Origin of the sequence: Pseudomonas sp. NFPP04, from assembly GCF_900113815.1 — a bacterium.
GTDB classification, from domain to species: domain Bacteria; phylum Pseudomonadota; class Gammaproteobacteria; order Pseudomonadales; family Pseudomonadaceae; genus Aquipseudomonas; species Aquipseudomonas extremorientalis.
Genome location: NZ_FOQS01000021.1, coordinates 1 through 18,247, shown reverse-complemented (window position 1 = coordinate 18,247; position 18,247 = coordinate 1). Strand labels below are relative to the sequence as shown.

The following is an 18,247-nucleotide window of genomic DNA, read 5'->3' as shown; positions in this document are numbered from 1 at the left end:
ATACGGCAGGAAAAATCCCGGTGGGCTCAATGGGTTTGCTTGAGCGGCAACGCATGATAAGCCCTGTGCCCAAGGCAAATGACGCCAGCGATGCACCGCTTTTGACGTTATATATCCAGCACCAACCGTGGAGATTTTGATCGTGAACAGCATACTAATATCGTATCGTTCGCCGCTTTTTCATCAGCAGTGAGATACACATCGCGATGGTCTGGTTCACCCTCTAAAACATCACAGAGGCATGTGCCACAAACACCCTGCTCGCAGGATATTTCGATATCAATACCTACTTCAGCCAGTGCTTGATAAATGGTCTGCCCGGTCATGACATTGACGGTTTTACCGCTGCGCGCCGCCACAACTTCAAAACCAGACCCATTGGTATCAATGTCGGCCTGAAAGTATTCGCGGTGAATGTGTGCATCAGGGTAGCCAAGTTCGAGAGCATTATTGATAACCCACTTCATAAAACCTCCCGGTCCACATGTATAGATGTGAGCCGTCTCCTGGCTGCCTCCTAATACGCGTTTGAGGTCCAGTTTGCTTTCAGGTTCATCGTCGAAGTGCAGCTGGACGGCTTGGGAAAATCCGGAGAGCTGCAACTCTTCAAGAAACGCACTTCGGCTACGTGAGCGTGCGCAATAATGCATTTCGAATGCCTTGCCCCTGGCTTCAAGCGCATAGGCCATGGCCAACATCGGTGTGATGCCAATACCCCCTCCGAGCAGGATTGAACGTTCGGCATTCAAGTCCAGCGGGAAATGGTTACGAGGCAGGCTTATGCTTACCTTTACGCCTTCAAGCAACTCCTGATGGACTGCAATGGACCCACCCCTGGATTGAGGATCTCTCAATACCCCAAGGCGATAAATGCCTGCGTCAGCGGGATCGCCGCACAACGAATATTGGCGGATCACATTTGAGGGTAGGTGCACATCAATATGGGCGCCGGCTTCAAAGGTCGGTAAATTGCCGCGGTCTGCCCGCGCCAGCTCGATGACCACCACATCATCACCTTGCAGCACTCGTTTAAGCACGACTACGTTTAGGAGTTCATTCATCGGGTAATACCTGTACGCACGCGGGAAGACAATTCATATTGATGGTTTAAAAAAGCTCGCCAATCTTCATTCAGCCTGATCAAAAACACGCATAACACCGGCCTTGAGTGACGTGTGGGCGAGTAAGCCTTCTTCACCCAATTCATGACCTGCGCCTGAATCCTTCATGCCGCCGAAGGGGAGACTGAGATCCAGCACATTGTGGTTATTGATCCAGATAGTGCCTGCCTTCACGCCGCCGAAGAAGGTCGTGATCCGATCAACGTTTTTGGTCCAGATACTGGCCCCCAAACCAAATGAGGTCGCATTGGCGCGCTGGATAACCTCACGGTCGTCCTTGAAGGAAAAGGCTGTTAGCACCGGCCCAAAAATCTCCTTTTGGGATGTGATGCTGTTGTTTGTAAGGTCGGTCAAAATGGTAGGCTGAATATAAGCACCAGGGCTGTTGATCGTTTCGCCCCCACACAGTAATTCTGCACCGGACTCAAGGCCCTGGTGGATCATGCTCATAACCTTGTCGCGGTGGGCGTGATGAACGAGTGGGCCCATCTGCGAACTTAAATCCAGACCCGGGCCAATTTTGATGGTCCGTGCGATTTCAGCGACTCCCGCAGTGACTTCGGCGTAGTGGCGTTCGTGGACGTACAGCCGAGAACCTGCGCAGCAGTTTTGACCATGATTGCCGAAAATAGCCCAGGCAGCGCCGGGAATAGCGATGTTCAGATCGGCATCTTCGGCGATGACGACCGGTGACTTTCCGCCGAGCTCAAGCGTGTATTTTTTCATCAGGGGCGCTGCTATTGCGGCGATTCGTTTCCCTGTCTCAGTCGAGCCTGTAAAACTTATCTTGTCCACGCCAGGGTGCTCAACAAGCGCCGCACCCACTTCATGACCTAGGCCGGTAATGACATTGACAACGCCAGGTGGAATACCAGCTTCATTACACAGCTCCGCCAGGCGCAAAGTAGTGAACGGGGTTTGCTCAGCGGGCTTGAGAACAACAGTGCACCCCGTTGCAAGAACAGGTGCCAATTTCCAGACCGCTTGGCAAAGCGGCACGTTCCACGGGGTAATTGCTGCTACGACACCCAGTGGCGATCGTTTTGTGAAACCAAAGAATTTTTGATCCGGAAGGTAAGGAACGGACAAATCCAGGGTTTTTCCAGAGATTTTGGTGGACCACCCCGCCATATAACGCAGCGTATAAACCGACAGGTCCGCATCGAATGCGCGAGTGTTTCGAATAAGGCGGCCACTGCTGAGCGTCTCGAGTTCAGAAAGCTCCTGAGCATTTTCCGCAATCAAATCAGCTAGCCGCAGCATCAAAGCTTCACGTTGATAGGGTCTCATTCTGGACCAGGCGCTGTCTTCAAATGCCTTGCGTGCAGCGGCAACTGCCAGGTCGACGTCAAATTGGTCTGCCTGTGCGATTTGACCTAATTCAAGACCGTTACTAGGATCGGCGATAGAAAAGTATTTTTCTGAATGCGGTTCCCTGAACTCACCATTAATGAAGATTTGAGTGCGTTTGCCGATCCTGGATTTAGCCCCAGCGCTGAGGTGTTCGTAGTTATTTGCCAATGTCATGATCGAATGCCCATTGTTATTGTTTCGGGGGCCGCTATCGTACTAGCGGAATATAATGGAAATTAATATCCCGCACCGTCAAGAGTTGGACAATGACAGCAGAGGTACCTATTGTTGCCCTTGCTGCAACAAAGGCGAATCATCCAGGTGGTGCGTCCAATGTCTCACTTGCGTGTAGGACGGATTGGTTTTTGCTGATCGTGCCCTAGGCCGTGGACCACGACTGCACTAAGCTGAGACGATGACGATATCGGGTAAAAAAGTAGTGCATCTAAACGGCCAGGTATATCTGGCGTGTATGTAATACAAGCAAGTATGTGCTTTAAGGCGAATTAAGAGTGTTGTATAATTTCTGGAATTTTTTAGGTGAAAAAGGAAATTCTCAATGAGGATTGCTAAAAACAATCAAAAGACTGAAGAGAGGCGTACGGCTATTTTGGTCGAGGCAAGGATGGTATTTCTCGATTCGGGAAATGCCGGATTCAGTATGAGAAGCGTGGCTAAAAAAGTCGATATGTCGCTGAGTCATCTTCAATATTTTTTTCCGACCAAAGATCAACTATTTTTGGAGATGGTCAGGTATACCGTAAATGACTATCTGAGAAATTATAAACTCATAATGATGGAGTCCTATAACAGTCCCGAGCAACAGATGTGTGCTGTGTTGGATTATTTGTTTAGCGATCTCATGCGACTGGATGTTACAGCTATCTTCGTCGAGCTCTGGGGGATGGCACTCCGGGATGTAGAGGCGCGCCTTTTTCAGCGTAAACTGTACAGAGTCAATAGGCGAAAATTTTCGACAATCCTTACCAGGGTTTACCCTGAGGCATCGCGCGAGACCATCAAACGGGTCGCAACCCAAGTGCTGTTACACATCGATGGCATTATGGTGCTTTACATGGTGGATTGGCCGAATGCGCAGAATTATGAGCGAATAGTTCAAGACGCTAAATCCATCATATGGAGAATCATGGAAAATATTGCTCAGAAAAAAGAGACTAGTCAACTGCCGTAGCTATGGCATTTTTCCGAACCAAGAAAATCTTATTGGGATTTCTGCTGGTGCAATCACGAATGCGCCGAATCTGTGCGTTTATCGCCATTGCCAAGTGATGCACCAAATCACGCGAAAGAGGGGACAGCTTCCTGGATTGGCGCGAAATGATTTGTACTTGTGTTACATTCAAGGCGTGATAATCGATAGGAATAGCTTTTAATGTGCCGTTGCATAACTCATCAATGACGGGAAAGTCACTGAGTATTGTCGAAGCGATGCCATTGCGCGTGAGGTCCAACATTATCTTCAGTGAGTTTGAAGTAATGTAAGGCTGGAAGTGAGCGCTGCTTTCACTTTGCAACTGATCAATAATCCCTCTGATCCGGTACTCAGGCGGGGGGAGAACAATATCTTCGCCAGCCAGGTCTTGAAGACTGAGTATCGATCTGCCCGCCAGCGGATGGTCGGGGTGGACAATAGCTCTCATGGGTTGGTCGAAAGAATGGAGCCTATTGATGTTGGCGGTCTTGGTAGGGGAAAACACCAACCCTATGTCTGCTTCGTCTTCAGCGACCATTCGCTCAACTTCGTGAGAGGGCGCAATCAAAAGCTCAGTGTGCGATTGTCGGTTAGCTTTAAAAAATTGATAAAGCTCACCTATGGCCTGAGTACTAAGTAGTCCTTCGCCCACCGCAATGCTGGTTCTAGTTAAATATCCTTCTTTGAGTTGGCCGAGTTTTTTCAAAAGTTGATTGTGATGACCCATACGCTCAACATAATAATCAACCGCAGCCTGACCAGCGGCGGTCAGGCAGATCCTGTGAGTACCTTCTTGTATGAGCTGAATACCTAGATCGGACTCCAGTTTTGCAATCTGGCGACTGATGGAGGAGACGGCGAGCTCCAGCTCTTCGGCCGCCGCGCGCATGGTTCCCAGTCTGGAGCTCAAATACAGATACTTGAAGCGTTGATCTTGAAGCTCAGTTTGGGAATTCATCATGGGTGCCTCGCACGGTTCGCATCATAAGTTTTTTATTATGCTGACGAATCTATGCTAGTGAATGCCGGGAAGCAATACTGCGGGCTAGTTTTTTTGGTCAGTGACCTACAATGTTTTTATAGCTTTTTGATCTAAGAAGGCGTTTCTGTATGCGCCGAATTTGCGGTTCCAGGTTCCAGGTTCCAGGTTCCAGGTTCCAGGTTCCAGGTTCCACGTTCCACGTTTAACGTTCTATTGGACTCTTGATTGCTGAGGTACCCCTGATTTCCTGGCTTGATCAGCTGTGCTGACGCTTGAGGTGATACGGTGCGGGATTAACTATGGGTGTGTCGCCAGTGACGAGATCAGCGACCAGTTGTCCGGCTGCTGGAGAGGTGCCAAAACCATGTCCTGAGAATCCGGAAGCAAGCGTCAAGCCCGGGATTTTATCCACGGGGGATATCACTGGGAGGCCGTCCGGTGTTACATCGATCATGCCAGCCCATTCGAGCTCTATGGTGGCTTTTTTGAAAGCGGGCCAAGCTTCAGTGAGATTGCGTAATGCAGCCCGATTCAGTCCGTGATTGACGTTTGGGTCTATTGTCCGTCTCTGCTCGAAAGCAGAGGTACCTTGATCAGAATTGCGTCGCGACAGGGCCAGTTCTGTCATGAACTCTCGTCCCAGGGAAAGATTCATGTTTTTCCATTGGGAACGCAGTGTGGAAAAGTAGTGATGCCCGATCAGCAAGCTGTCAGGTACGATCGGCACCATGAAAGCTCCCCGGTTCGTAATGATGTATCCGCCGTCCTGATGTTTGCGAAAAGAGATATCTGGAGTTCCTACTGCTACCTCAGTCATTCCCTCTATCGTCAGAGGAGCCGTTCGAAGGACTGAGGCGACTACCGGCAACGTCAAGAGGGGAACACCGAAGGTAGCCAGGAAGCGTCTCGATGACATGCCGCCGGAAAGGATTACGTTATCGCAACGCACTTCCCCCCGCTCGGTTACAACACCGCTTACTCTGCCTGCCGACATGGATAGCGTTCGCACCGCGCAGTTCTCCACGATGATAACGCCTTTTGCAATAGCCGCCCGTGCGATGGCACTGCTGGCAAGAGTAGGCTCTGCTCGGCCATCAGAGGCTGTATAAATTCCGCCGGCCCAATCGACGGTGCACCCTGGAGAAAGATCAGCGATTTCTCTCGCCGTGACCAGGCGTGAGTCGAGCGAGGCATCAGCGACTGAGTTCAACCATTCTTGATGTAAAGCCATTTCTGAGGCTGAGCTGGCGGTATATAAAATACCGGTCTGTCTGTAGCCAACATCGGCATTGAGCCGTTGCGCCATGGTGCCCCATAGTTTTTCTGCAGCGATTGAAAGAGGGAGGTCCAGTTTGGCCCGCCCCATTTTCCTGATCCACCCCAGATTTCTCGAGGATTGTTCGCCAGCAATTCTGCCCTTTTCAAGTACTGTGACGGGTATGCCACGTTCTGCCAGCGACAATGCCGCAGTGAGTCCGATGATGCCCCCTCCGATCACCACCACTGTCGTGGCGGCAGGAAGAACTACAGAAGTCTGAACGGGAGAGATAGAGGGGGCCAAGTTTCTTATCCTTGATACTGTATACGTTATCGAAAGTGCACTAAATCGCTACGCCCTTAGGCTGCTAAGTGTCACGTGTTGTTATGAGTAATCGTGATTTCTTTGACATTGGCCTTTGAGACCCCGCGATAGGCGGTGACTTCAATTTCAACTTTGTATATCTCAGATCCCAGGGGAGGGCTGGTCAGCGTCAGCGTTGGATTAATGCCTCGCATTTTTTCTGCGTAGGTCGCCATTACGATATCTATGTCCTTCGCAAATGGTATGAACACGCGCGCGGCGACGATATCGCCAAGCGAAGCGTCAACGGCCGAAAGGGCATGTTCTATATTGGCCAAGACTTGAAGGGTCTGCTCAGCCGGGTCTTCGGGCATTTCCTTTGTGGCGGGATTGCGGCCGGCGGTATTGGATACGAAAATCAGATCGCCGACGGCGATCAGGCGCGAATAGCTACCCAGCTCCTCAAACTTGGATCCGGTTTTAACTTTAATAACGTCGATAACTTCTTTCATGTGGAGTGTCCGATATTCAATGAAGACTCAGAAGGCGCGGTCACCGTGCGGGCTCAACTTAGCGTTGGGGTTTCCCAGAGATTAAGTTTGACGCCTATACCTTTTTCGCATGCGTTCCGATAAATCACGGTGCCCCACGCAACATCTTCTACTGGCATACCGCCGACCGACATGATGATGATTTCATCGTCGTTTTTACGGCCGGGTGCTTCACCGACAACAATCTTGCCCAGATCCTCGAGCTGGTCAGGTGACATTTTTCCTTCGTCGATCAGATCCAGGAATTGGATGCCCACTACTGGCACGATGTTGTGCACTGGCTTGGGATTTTCTTCATGCCATGCCTGGTAGAGAGAAGGATTGTCCAGAACCTTGCGGATGTCGGGTGACTGCATGCCTTCATCGATACTCGTCAAGGCGGGCATGGACAGGAACGTACCAGGGCTTACCCATTCACGCTTCACCACAGGATAGGCAGAGGCATCACCAATTGCTCCGGAATTGCAGAATGTGACGATGTCACAGTCGCGCACCACAGCTTCGTTGGTGTCAACCACATGAATGTTGACAATCTGCGGAAAAGTCTCACGAACCCACGATGTAAACGCATCGATATTTTTTTGGCCGCGTCCCTTGACTTTAACTGTGTCAATCTCAGGACACTCGGCAACGAATGCAGAAAGTGAGGTTTTCGCCATCACGCCTGGACCCAGAATGCCAACCACCTTCGAATTCTTTTTGGCCAGATGGCGGGCGCCTACGCCAGGCACAGCGCCTGTTCGATAAGCAGAAAGAAGATTCGCTGACATGATTGCCAGAGGAGCGCCCGTATCGGCATCGTTGAGTACGAACAGAAGGATGGAGCGGGGAAGGCCCTTCTCTCTATTCGCGATGTTGGATCCGTACCATTTCATCCCGGCTGTTCGAAATTGACCGCCAAGGTACGCAGGCATCGCCATGAAGCGTCGATCGGGGGTAGGTTTGGGCATGTCCGGAAAAGGTGAGTCTTCGGGAAATACCACCACAGATCCGTGGGAATTGTTATTGGGACCTGCCATCCGGTAGTCGCCGTGGTACATCAGGGAAAACATTTCTTCCATCGTGTCAACGCAGGCTGCCATATTGGTGACGCCCGCCTGAATCATGTCCGGTTCGGAGAGGTAAATGAAATCAATATTTGGTAAGTTGTGCATAGTCGTTGATGCTCATTTTGAAATACTGCTCTTGCCGCTGATACGAACCTTTCTCAGCGGGGACGTGATCTGACCGGTTGCGCTCTAACCTTCAACGCCGTTGTCATTCTGAATCGAACGGTCCAAATCGCAGGGCCTTCGAATAATCGGGTGAGCCATGACGGTTATGCGCTGTTTTCGGCGCTTAACTGCTCCAAATCAGCCTTGGAGCATTCGGCATGAGTTCTGGCGCTCAAGCTAAACTAGGTAACAGACCACGCTTATCCTACAGTTCGTTTTTTTGAACTCGATGACATTCGAGGCGACACTTGTTGTGGTAATGACAACGCTTGCGCTAGCAGGGTATAGCTGCAATTCCAGTCAAGCACCGATCAACATCATTGCCTAAAAAGCAACATGATCCCTGGTTGCTGTGATTGTGGTCCGATTTCTATGTCAGTAATTTCCTTGTCTTGTTTTTGCAGATTCGACAGGAGCCTTTTCATGATTTCCCCCATTTCTGACATTTCACTGCTGGAAGAGCGTATTCGGGTACTTGAGGCCGAATCTGCGGTTCGCCATTTACTGAATCGGTATATGTTTTTGTGCGACGTTCCCGGGCCTGAAACACGTGAAAGCGAGCTGGGCCAATTGTTCTGCCAGGACGCAGTGTGGCAGGGGGTTGGATCTCGGTATGCCCTTAAGTTTGGTCGTGTAGGCGGACGCAAAGCGATAGTGGCGATGCTCATGAGTTACCTGCCGCCGGCTCCACACTTTCTGTCGAATATGCACTTTCTTTCCGGTGAGCAGATATCTGTCGATGGTTTTCAAGCCAAAGGCCGATGGGTAATGCAGCAACTCAGTCGCTACGAATCTGGCCAATCAGGATCAATTGTCGCCGCCCTCAGCGTGGAATTTCTCTGGGAGGCAGACGCCTGGCGCATCTCCTCTTTTTCAACTGAACGCGTTGATGCCTTTCGTCTCGAGAATGTCCAGGGGGCGTCACTGTGAGCCCGCTGGTCATTGAGGGTTGCATCGGGGGGCCAGGTCGGACGGTCGCCATCAAGGATTCTTTGGATGTGGCAGGTTGGCCAACACGGTGTGGGAGTCGTGCTTTCGAGCACGCCCCGTCAGCCCAAGACCATGCAACTGTTGTGAAGGCGCTTCTCGACGATGGTTGGCAAATCATTGGCAAGACTGTGCTGCACGAGCTGGCTTTCGGTGTGACCGGTATCAACGAGTGGGCTGGAACGCCAGTTAATCCACAGGCACCGGATCGGATACCTGGTGGCTCTTCCAGTGGCTCAGCGGTCATCGTTGCTCAGGGAAATGTGGATGTGGCATTGGGTACTGATACAGGAGGTTCTGTGCGCATGCCGGCTGCCTGCTGTGGGGTCTTGGGTCTCAAGCCATCGTTCGGTCGTTTGAGTCGTCACGGTGTGTATCCGGCTTCCAGTTCTCTTGATGTTGTAGGACCCATGGCTCGTGATCTCGAGACGCTCGTGGCTGCGATGACTTCAATGGACTCAACTTTCTCGGCGCATAAGCCTCTCGGGAAGTTTCGGGTAGGTTTGGTCAATGTCTCTTGCGATCCTGCGATTGAGCAAGCCATACGGGACGAGATGAATCGTCGCGGCTGGGCCTGGGAAGTCGTCACGCTGCCGCTTCTTGGTCAGGCATTCGAAGCTGCATTGACCGTCATTAATGCTGAAACGTGGGCTGCTTATGGTCATTACACCGGCCAGGCTTTACTGGGTGCCGATATTGAGGCGAGGTTACTGCGTGCGGCCAACACCGATGCCGTGGCCGTACAAGCTGCGCATGCGGTGCGCATGGCATTCAGCGAACAGGTAGACCATTTGCTGGAACGCTTCGATACACTTGTCCTTCCGAGTTTGCCTCGTCTGCCACCGCTATTGGTTGATGTATGCAAGGGTGAATCGGTGATCGATCTGACTCGCTTCCTCAGGCCGTTCAACTTGAGCGGGCACCCGGCATTGAGTGTGCCAATTCCATATCCGGGTTCCTCCATTAAAACCAGCCTGCAACTCATCGGAGCAAAGGGAGCGGATGCACGTCTGTGTGCTATTGCTGGTGCGTTCCTTTGAATAAATCAGCGTTCGTCATCGAGCGCAGCAAGCATGCTGGTCAGGCGGTGCAATCAAAAAGTGACTCAGTTCCTTCTCGCGCGACGAAGGGCCTGATCAGGGATGTCACCCAAAAGGTTGCAGCGTTGCAATCTGTACAACGAATGTCGCTTACGATGTCATCGTTTTCGCGGCGAAGTACTGCAAGGATACCGGTAGGCCGTACCCCCATATGAAGCCGGCTACATCTGATGCGCAATCTACATCGCGCCGAAAATTAGAAGGATACGCTTGAACCAGATTCAATCCGGTTGCCAAGGCCAGGAATATACACTTCACATCGATGCCTCGTTGAATAGACGTCATGAATCGTGTCATTGAAGACAAGTGATTGGTTTGAGTTTCTGAGTACCCGCCTTTGGCAAGATAAGAGTTTGATGAACTTGGCAACGAGTGAAGAGCGATCTAAAGAATAGCCAGGCTGCGGTTTTCAGGGGCAGCGGGCAGGTATCGCTTTCGCTTGAGGAGCGCTCGCGTTGGTCCGCAAGGATGCTGCTGCATCGATTTATTTCCGTTATTCATAAAATAATTAGAGTGGAGAATTGGGATGACAGAGCTATCCGAGCCCCTATCTGCAGATGTGCCTGCAGGCGGCCAGCAATTAGAAGGTAATCTAAGTGCTTATAAAATCGCGTTATTGGTGATTGCAGCCGCAGGACCGTTAGGGGCAGTTCTCACCGCGGCCCCCATTGCTTTTGAGCACGGTAATGGCGCTGGCCTTGCCGGAGCATTCCTGCTGGCGGGAATTCTGATGATTTTTTTCTCGATAGGCTATGGCGAATTAATCCGGGCGGTCCCGGGGGCCGGCGCATTTTACAAGTACCTCACGGTGATCTTTGGACGGGGTGTAGGAGCGGGGGCGGCATGGGTTGCCTTAGCCTCTTATCTGGCGATTACTACGGCGATTGCTGTGGCGTCCGGGTATTACACGAATATGACCATGCAAGGGTTTGGTATTGATATCGGCTGGGCAGCATGGACCGTGTTATACGTGGGGGCGATCTGTTACCTGGGGCGGGCGAATATTGATTTTGCCGCAAAGATCCTGGTGCCTTTGGTGCTTGCAGAGTTCTTTGTGCTTTTTCTACTGGGTATTTCCATATTCTTGGATAAAGGTCTTAACGCCTTCCCAGTTCAAGCCATCTCGGTAGACGCAATAATGTTGCCGGGGCTGGGGGTTGGACTTATGGTGGCGCTGGCGTCATTCCTCGGTGTCGAGTCCGCCGCGCTTTATGCGATGGAAGCCAGGAAGCCAGCAAAAACCATTCCGCATGCCACTCGTTTGGCGGTCGTTTTGGTAGGCGTCGCCTACTTGATCATTATCTGGCTGATCATCGGTGAGGTTGGGTTTGACGCCATCAAGGACGAGGCAGCAATAGCGAAGGGCGGGTTGGTCATTAATTTGTTCACGACTCGTTTGGGTAGCACGATGGCGACAATTGTTTCCCTGATGCTGTGCACCAGCAACTTTTGCTGTTTGTTGTCACTGCATAATGCTGCGACGCGGTATGTTCAAGTCTTGGCCAAAGATAGGCACTTGCCGAATGTTCTTTCACATGTTCATGAAACGAAAAAATCTCCAGCCAATGCAAGTCTGCTTGTGACCGTGCTCGTTGCGCTGACCATTATCGTCTCTTCCTCCCTGGGCTATGACGCCTTTGTATTTTTGTTTCCCGTAACGGTGGCATTGTCGACGCTTGGATTGATAGGGCTTCAGACATTTGTCACATTGGGGGTCGTCGTTCACTTCAAAAAAGCCAACGATAAACGGTATTTTAAAACGTTACTCAGCCCACTCATCGCACTGGCTGGGCTTAGTACTGCCGTTTATCTCATCTACGATAATTACGGCATGCTAACGGGCAGTGAATCTGCCTGGGTCAATGGCACTCCATTACTTCTGGTTGTCTTGTTTCTCTACGGGATAATCAAGGGGCGCTTCAGGCAAGCTGACTCGTCCGGGATCAAATGATATAGGCCATGCCTACACCGCCGTTAAGCTTGATCCAGGTGGGCTGACGCTTGTTGTCTTTAAAACAATAAACCTCTCGCGGTCGGCGGTTGATGAGGCGTGGGTGCGGGCTTAAGGTTATTTCAAAATAACTCTCGTCACATTGCGATATAAAGGTAATTAATTGTGAGCGATTTAATTAACGTAGTGGGGCTTGATATGGAGCCCGCAAGCTTGATCAAGCACGACCGCGTGCACACCTCGTTGTACACCGACGCCAAGCTGTTTGACATGGAACTGGAAAAGATTTTCTACAGTACCTGGGTCTGGGTCGCGCATGTCAGCGAGATCCCGGAGGCGGGCAGCTACAAAAGCACCTACATCGGCAAGCAGCCGGTGATCGTGGTGCGCGACCGCAAGAAACAGGTCCATGTGCACCTCAACCGCTGCCGCCATCGCGGCGCTACGGTATGCGAACACAAGAAGGGCAAGACCAACAGCTTTGTCTGCCCATATCACGGCTGGAGTTACGCGCTGGATGGTTCACTGCGTGGTGTGCCGAGCCCTGAAAGCTATGGTGATTGCCTGGATAAGGGCGAGCTGCCTCTGGTCAGCCTGCGTGTTGAAGAATATGCGGGCATGCTGTTTGCCACTCTCAAGGATGACATCGAACCACTGGTCGACTTCCTCGGGCCTGCCAAGAAATGGATCGACCTGTTCATGAAACAGGGTGCCGGTTACCCGATCAAGGTCCCAGGTGAGCACCGTTTCCGCTTTCCGGGCAACTGGAAAATCCAGTTGGAAAATACCACAGACGCCTACCACTTCCCGCTGGTGCACAAGTCATTCCTGGCATCGGTTGATGAGCAAACCCTTAAACTGTTCGACTTCGTTGAAGGGCCGGGTTACGTCGAAGACCTTGGTAACGGGCACAGCGTAATGGTGATGATCCCCGACTTGGTGGATCTTGAAGCCGATCTCGACAAACCGATTCCGGAGCGCTTCGAGGAGCTTGCTGCGCAATTGCGCGACGACGGTATTGAAGAGCAGCAAGTACGCCGTATTGTTCGTGCTGTCGGTGGCTCGGGTTTCAATCTTAACCTGTTCCCCAACGTTGCCTGTTCCATGGCGTTTTTTCGCGCACTGCAACCGATATCGGTGACAGAGACGGAAATTCATCACTCGGTAATCACCATGGACGGCGGCCCTGCTATAGCCAACCGCTACCGCCTGCGTTTGCATGAGCACTTCCAGGGTCCGATGGGCTTTGGCACTCCGGACGACTCCGAAGCCTGGGAGCGTGTGCAGAAAGGCGCAAGTGCTGGCGAAGACCTGTGGATCATGTTGAACCGTGGCCTGCCGGGTGAGAAACCGACCGAAGACGGGCTGGTCAGCGACGTAAGCGCCGAGACCGGCATGCGCGCTGCTTACCAGCAGTGGAAAAAGATGATGACGGCAGAGACTAAGTAAATGAACCTGCAATTACTGAATCAAGTCACCGCTTTTATCTGGGCTGAAGGCGACATGCTCGACCATGGCGAATTCGACACTTGGTTGAACCTGTGGAACGAAAAGGGTACTTACATTATCCCGATCAATCCCAAGGAAGAAGACTTCGAAAACACCCTCAACTACGCCTATGACGATCATCACATGCGTCAGTTGCGAATCCAGCGTTTGACCGGAGGTGATTCGATTTCCACGAGCCCGCAGCCGCGTACTGTGCGCACCCTGTCACGTTTTCGGGTGCTGTTCGAAAGCGATGGAAAAGTGACGGTCCGTTGCGCGCAAAACTTGCGCGAGTTCCGTAAGGACTCGCTCAAACATTACAGCGCGGACATCGTCTACGAGCTTGAGCGCGTCAGTGACACTTTCAAGATTCAGCGTAAGTTGATTCGTTTGATCAACGCTGACGACGCGCTCGCTGGGATAGGTTATATACTTTAATTAAAAGTTCGGGTGCCGGAGACGAGGAGTGTCCGCACTGTTTCCGCCGACTATAACAGTGGTGCCTTCTGACACTCGCCAAGCGTTTTGATCGGAAGGCACCTTGTAGGGGTTGAACAGTTAAGGCTTAAAAACATTGTGTTAGGTAGTGCTTGAGAAGGGGAGTGCTCACGCATAACAAGCGATCCTTTCTCTCTTATCGAGCTGATGGGCGCAAAGTCTGTTGAGGGCGTCGGTTATAGATTTAAATATCAGTCTCTGTAAAGGCGGGTATTTTCTGTTGAGTCAGCACAGTTAAGGTTTTAGCCCTTCTTATACTTGGCACATACCCTATAAAAAAGCACTTCAGACTCAGGCAATTGCTGTGCAGATAATAATGTTCATGTTAGGACTGGTAGAGAGTTATTCAAGCAAGCTATCGCGAGGAGGTGAAAATTTAGAAAAACGCAACAGATTTTTAAAAAATAGACTGTGCAACTATTAATCAGTAGTTCGCATTGACTACCCCAGCGACTGCAGAATCCTGGCGACATTTAAATGCAGGTGAGGAATAGCCCATTTAATGCATCGCTTAATCCAATAAAAAATGGAAATGCAACCATGCGTCGATATTCCCTGCTTCACTTTTTTACCCTCGCTGCACTATTCAATGCAACAACTCCCGCGGGCGCTTACGAGCTTTTTTCCCGAGATGACACCCGTCTCAATGCTAACCTGGATGCGGTTTTTGGCGTTTTCCACAGTCGTGAAAGTTATCCAGCCTCTGGCCGGTTAACACAGGGATCGTCCTCATGGAGAGAGGGCTACATCAAGTATGGCGTGAGCGGCGATCAGGGGTTGCGAGGCGCAGGGACGGCCTATGGTGCCTTCTCGCTCGTCAGTTCGGCCACATGGGGGGACGGGGACGCTGCAGGCTACACTGATGGTTCTGAACGCACCACCAAGATTGAAGATGCTTATCTGGGATGGCGTTCGGGCAACCTGTTTGAAGTCCTTGGCAAAGACGGCATCGACTTTTCATTCGGTCGACAGAATATTGCAGTGGGCGACGGCTTCCTTATTCAGGGCGACGCCTTCAGTGCGGGTCGCGGCCTCGGCGACGGACAGTACAATCGTGGAGGTGCTTTCTACGTGGCTGCCCGCAAAGCATTCGATAAGACAGCCGTATTGCGCATTGGCGGTAAAGAGGGTTGGCGTGGCGATCTGATGTGGCTTAAATCCGATAATCCCTCTCAGGCCAATACCGAGATGTACGTCGGTACGCTGGAACACGTGGCTGCAGCGGGTACCGTTGGCCTGACGTACATCAACACCACGAAAATCGCTGAACAGTACGCTTCCCCTCTTCAGCTTGAACGTGACGGTATGAAGACCTACAGCGTGCGCGCAGCGGGTAATGCGGGCGTGGAAAACCTGTTTTTGTCGGGTGAATACGCCAGGCAAAACAAACCGAATGCGGCGAATGAGGACGCTTGGTATCTGGAAGCAGGGTGGACCTTTGCTGATGCTCCGTGGAAGCCGAGCGCCAGCTATCGCTACAGCCGCTTTTCAGAGGATTATGACACTTTGTTTTATGGAACGGGCCGTGGCTACGGCACATGGTTCCAAGGTGAAGTGGCAAGTAACTATGCCGGCCCCTTCAATAATAATGCTCGTATCCAGAACGTCACGTTCAAGGTCTCCCCTTTGGAAAGCCTGACCCTTGGAGCCATGTACTTCAATTACGACACCATCGATCGTAACGTGCGTAACACCGATGGGCATGAAATCGACTTGTATGCCGAATGGCGCGTTAATCAGCACTTGACCGTTTTGCCGTTGTTAGGCATCTACCAGCCAGACAAGAGCGCAGAGCAGGGGGGGACGCAGTTGGGTAACAACGATAGCAACGTCTACACCCAGTTAGTGTTTGCTAGCACATTTTGATCTCTGGCGGGTGACTACAGTCACCGTTTTCGACCCTGACCCTTTAGACAAGGTATGTGCCCATAAGCGCGATAGCCCATGGGTTTGATCGCCGGGTTCGGCTTGGAAAAATTTCTGGGCATCTTTGGCGCCATAGCTTGACCAGAGAAACGCATGAAATAAGTAACCAACTGGGAATATGAGGCTTCAGCAAAAACGGGTTTTTACAGAACCCGACCGCCTGCCCCTTCAAGTTGTCGTAATAGGCCGTAAAGCTGATGGTCATGAGTAAAACGCAGTCAGAGATCGGAACCAGTCAATCGTTTTAAGTCATTCAGCCGGGTGGCGGCTGGAATAGTTTTCACTTTGCTCCTTGGTGGAGGTGCCCTCATTCTTGAGGGCACTATTTTTTAGACAGTCGCCCTTGATGACTTGGTGTTCAAAAGTTTATTCAGGCTTGCGAGCCTCTAGCGCTGGTGTTTGATTGCCGCAGTCCGCCGAGGTCAAGGTCCTTTTCGCTAAACCGAACTTTGACATCAGTAGTCACGAACAATCTGTTCAGCTCATTGGCAGGCCCTTGGCGGTCGCCCCACGCATGTCACAGGAAGACGTCACGAAGATCTGGGGGCGCGCTGCTCGCGTTTCAACGGTTTCGCGGATTGACGTGAGTGACTGCATTTGGTTAGGCGTACACGACGAAGGCGACTCCGCGCGCGAACAGCGCGGCCAGCCTGTTGCCGCACCTGCCTCCTATGCTGCTCGTCGAGGAGTTGGATGAGGGCGACTGGGCGTTGAACGGTAGGGGCTATAGTGGTTACTGCATGCGTTGAAGCCCGCTGTCGCGCTTGCTGAGCGATTGCCATCTTGATGGTGCTGTGCAACTAGCCCTGTAGTAATCATTCCATTTGTCAGTTCTTTGCAGCGGGCAAATCACTGACGCAGTGGTTCCCAAACATGAACGCTGTTGTCGAGCCCTCGACTGCACTAAGCGCGAGACATCAGAAAGGCTAAAAGTGCTGAGCTGAAGAATTGCCTAGCCTCTACGTTGGAAAGATGGGCTGCGCACAGCGTGACAAGCTGTGCGACGGTGATCGCCTGTTCGAGCAATTCTCCGTCAGCCACGTTGTTAACCGGATCTTGGTCTGCGCATATAACCATAACAGGCAGCTGAACTGCGGCAAGTTGATGAGTGAAGTCGGCGTCGTGCAGGGCGGCGCAATTGGCGGCGTAGTCTTGTGGAGAGGTGTTTACAAGGCTGTCGAGCAAGCGTCCCACTTCGCCTTGTTGTGAAGCCGCGAACTTTGGGCTGAACCAGCGAGTGACGGTCGCCTGACGCAGACTCAGCATCCCAGCCTTGCCATCACGCAGGACCATTTCAATACGCGGGTTCCAGACTTCCGGCTCGCGATCTTCATTGCAGTCTTACAGAGCACCACTTTGTCCAGGCGCTGAGGCGCATTGAGCAACAACCACTGACCAATCAGGCCTCCCATGGATAAACCACAGAAGCTGGCTGGCTGCACGTCGAGCGCATCCAGCAGGGTCAATACGTCCCTGCCGTTTTTCTCGATGCTATGGGGCCGGCACTTACCAATGAGCTACCGTGCCCGCGGGTGTCCAACCTTTGGGGGGCAGTTCAAATTAGGGGGACACCATGGCCTTCGGCGGTTGCGTCAGGAAGGTGTGTTGGCCGGACGGATACGAGCGATCAACTATTAAACGCTCTCTATCGTCTCTTCAGACTAAGACGCCTATCTGTTTGACCTTTAGGATCAGATCCAACGGCCAATTTCAGAGAGAGCGTCGGGTATGACTGTTGAACGAGATTTCACCAATAAAGTGGTGTTGGTTACAGGTGGTACCAAAGGAATCGGATACGGTATAGCAGAGTGCTTCCTGAAGGCCGGCGCCACGGTGGTGGTGTGTGGACGTAACGCTCCGCAGACGTTGCCTGGCGCAGAAGGGCGATCGGCGGAGTTCTTTCCTGCCGATGTGCGTGAGGGCACCGACCTGGACCGACTGTTTTCTCACATTCAAGGTAAGCGAACGGTGAACACACCTACCGACCTCCCAAATTAAGGGCGATGGTGTCCGCCTATTTTTAAGCGGACGCGATAGCCCTTAAATGCGCCAACGAAGCTCTTACCCCAAGTCGTTCAAAGCCCAGGTTGTCCAGGAATGCCTGCAACCCGGCGCCTCCATTTCCAGCGTGGCCATCAGTCACGGCATCAATGCCAACGTGATCCGTAAGTGGCTGCCACTTTTTCGAGACCAGCCACCCGCAACCCTGCCGGCGTTTGTTCCGGTAAAGGTCGCCCCGAAAAGGCAGGCCGAGTCATCGGTGATCATCGAGCTGCCATTTGGCGAGCAAACCATCACGGTG

At 51.9% G+C, this 18,247-nt stretch carries 17 protein-coding genes; 9 read left to right on the top strand and 8 right to left on the bottom strand.

Annotated elements, in window-relative coordinates; all coding sequences use genetic code 11:
- Positions 1-107 precede the first annotated feature (107 nt).
- Together BM017_RS28375 and BM017_RS28370 are read right to left on the bottom strand one after the other, a co-directional pair.
- Positions 108-1,061, bottom strand: a complete 954-nt coding sequence (locus BM017_RS28375) for a PDR/VanB family oxidoreductase (protein ID WP_092250784.1) — start codon at positions 1,059-1,061, stop codon at positions 108-110.
- Positions 1,062-1,127: 66 nt separating this feature from the next.
- The gene (locus tag BM017_RS28370; RefSeq protein WP_092250781.1) at positions 1,128-2,648 is read right to left on the bottom strand and encodes an aldehyde dehydrogenase family protein; all 1,521 of its coding nucleotides are present in this window, start codon (positions 2,646-2,648) and stop codon (positions 1,128-1,130) included.
- A 385-nt stretch (positions 2,649-3,033) separates the two neighbouring features.
- On the opposite strand from BM017_RS28370, the gene BM017_RS28365 reads away from it, so the two are divergent.
- The gene (locus BM017_RS28365; protein ID WP_092250778.1) at positions 3,034-3,666 is read left to right on the top strand and encodes a TetR/AcrR family transcriptional regulator; all 633 of its coding nucleotides are present in this window, start codon (positions 3,034-3,036) and stop codon (positions 3,664-3,666) included.
- On the opposite strand, the gene BM017_RS28360 is transcribed toward BM017_RS28365, so the two are convergent.
- The 4 genes from BM017_RS28360 to BM017_RS28345 all read right to left on the bottom strand — a co-directional run bounded on the left by BM017_RS28360 (position 3,650) and on the right by BM017_RS28345 (position 7,935).
- On the bottom strand, positions 3,650-4,648 hold the full coding sequence (locus tag BM017_RS28360) for a LysR family transcriptional regulator (RefSeq protein WP_256575699.1): 999 nt from the start codon (positions 4,646-4,648) through the stop codon (positions 3,650-3,652). The two genes, BM017_RS28365 and BM017_RS28360, sit on opposite strands and share 17 nt — an antisense overlap.
- 277 nt (positions 4,649-4,925) lie before the next feature.
- Positions 4,926-6,230: an NAD(P)/FAD-dependent oxidoreductase gene (locus tag BM017_RS28355; protein ID WP_092250775.1), complete on the bottom strand. Its 1,305-nt coding sequence runs from the start codon at positions 6,228-6,230 to the stop codon at positions 4,926-4,928.
- A gap of 71 nt (positions 6,231-6,301) precedes the next feature.
- Entirely contained in the window at positions 6,302-6,742 is a 441-nt protein-coding gene (locus BM017_RS28350; protein ID WP_003232737.1) for a Rid family hydrolase, read from the bottom strand.
- A 53-nt stretch (positions 6,743-6,795) separates the two neighbouring features.
- A complete protein-coding gene (locus tag BM017_RS28345) occupies positions 6,796-7,935 on the bottom strand; it encodes an ornithine cyclodeaminase family protein (RefSeq protein WP_003173918.1) in 1,140 nt (379 codons plus the stop codon).
- Positions 7,936-8,418: 483 nt separating this feature from the next.
- Here BM017_RS28345 and BM017_RS28340 point away from each other — a divergent pair, with 483 nt between their 5' ends.
- The 6 genes from BM017_RS28340 (at position 8,419) to BM017_RS28315 (ending at position 15,885) form a co-directional block, all read left to right on the top strand.
- Positions 8,419-8,925: a nuclear transport factor 2 family protein gene (locus tag BM017_RS28340; RefSeq protein WP_065935483.1), complete on the top strand. Its 507-nt coding sequence runs from the start codon at positions 8,419-8,421 to the stop codon at positions 8,923-8,925.
- Complete coding sequence (locus BM017_RS28335) at positions 8,922-10,022, top strand: amidase (RefSeq protein ID WP_092250772.1); 1,101 nt, start codon at positions 8,922-8,924, stop codon at positions 10,020-10,022. Before BM017_RS28340 ends, BM017_RS28335 begins: the two co-directional genes overlap by 4 nt.
- A 586-nt stretch (positions 10,023-10,608) precedes the next feature.
- Positions 10,609-12,033: an APC family permease gene (locus BM017_RS28330; RefSeq protein ID WP_092250769.1), complete on the top strand. Its 1,425-nt coding sequence runs from the start codon at positions 10,609-10,611 to the stop codon at positions 12,031-12,033.
- Positions 12,034-12,198: 165 nt separating this feature from the next.
- The gene (locus tag BM017_RS28325) at positions 12,199-13,482 is read left to right on the top strand and encodes an aromatic ring-hydroxylating oxygenase subunit alpha (RefSeq protein WP_092250766.1); all 1,284 of its coding nucleotides are present in this window, start codon (positions 12,199-12,201) and stop codon (positions 13,480-13,482) included.
- Entirely contained in the window at positions 13,483-13,959 is a 477-nt protein-coding gene (locus tag BM017_RS28320) for an aromatic-ring-hydroxylating dioxygenase subunit beta (RefSeq protein WP_092250763.1), read from the top strand. It abuts the gene before it with no gap.
- A 600-nt stretch (positions 13,960-14,559) separates the two neighbouring features.
- The gene (locus tag BM017_RS28315; protein WP_092250760.1) at positions 14,560-15,885 is read left to right on the top strand and encodes an alginate export family protein; all 1,326 of its coding nucleotides are present in this window, start codon (positions 14,560-14,562) and stop codon (positions 15,883-15,885) included.
- A 963-nt stretch (positions 15,886-16,848) separates the two neighbouring features.
- Here BM017_RS28315 and BM017_RS29480 read toward each other — a convergent pair.
- Positions 16,849-17,238, bottom strand: coding sequence for an alpha/beta hydrolase (locus BM017_RS29480; protein ID WP_092250757.1), 390 nt, complete (start codon positions 17,236-17,238; stop codon positions 16,849-16,851).
- Positions 17,205-17,387, bottom strand: coding sequence for a hypothetical protein (locus tag BM017_RS29475; protein WP_256575703.1), 183 nt, complete (start codon positions 17,385-17,387; stop codon positions 17,205-17,207). The genes BM017_RS29480 and BM017_RS29475 overlap by 34 nt, the downstream gene beginning before the upstream one ends.
- A gap of 286 nt (positions 17,388-17,673) precedes the next feature.
- Here BM017_RS29475 and BM017_RS28305 point away from each other — a divergent pair, with 286 nt between their 5' ends.
- Together BM017_RS28305 and BM017_RS29000 are read left to right on the top strand one after the other, a co-directional pair.
- Complete coding sequence (locus tag BM017_RS28305) at positions 17,674-17,943, top strand: SDR family NAD(P)-dependent oxidoreductase (RefSeq protein ID WP_092250754.1); 270 nt, start codon at positions 17,674-17,676, stop codon at positions 17,941-17,943.
- 46 nt (positions 17,944-17,989) lie between these two features.
- Positions 17,990-18,247 (top strand): IS66-like element accessory protein TnpA (locus BM017_RS29000; RefSeq protein ID WP_139216886.1); only part of this gene is annotated, 258 nt, incomplete at its 3' end.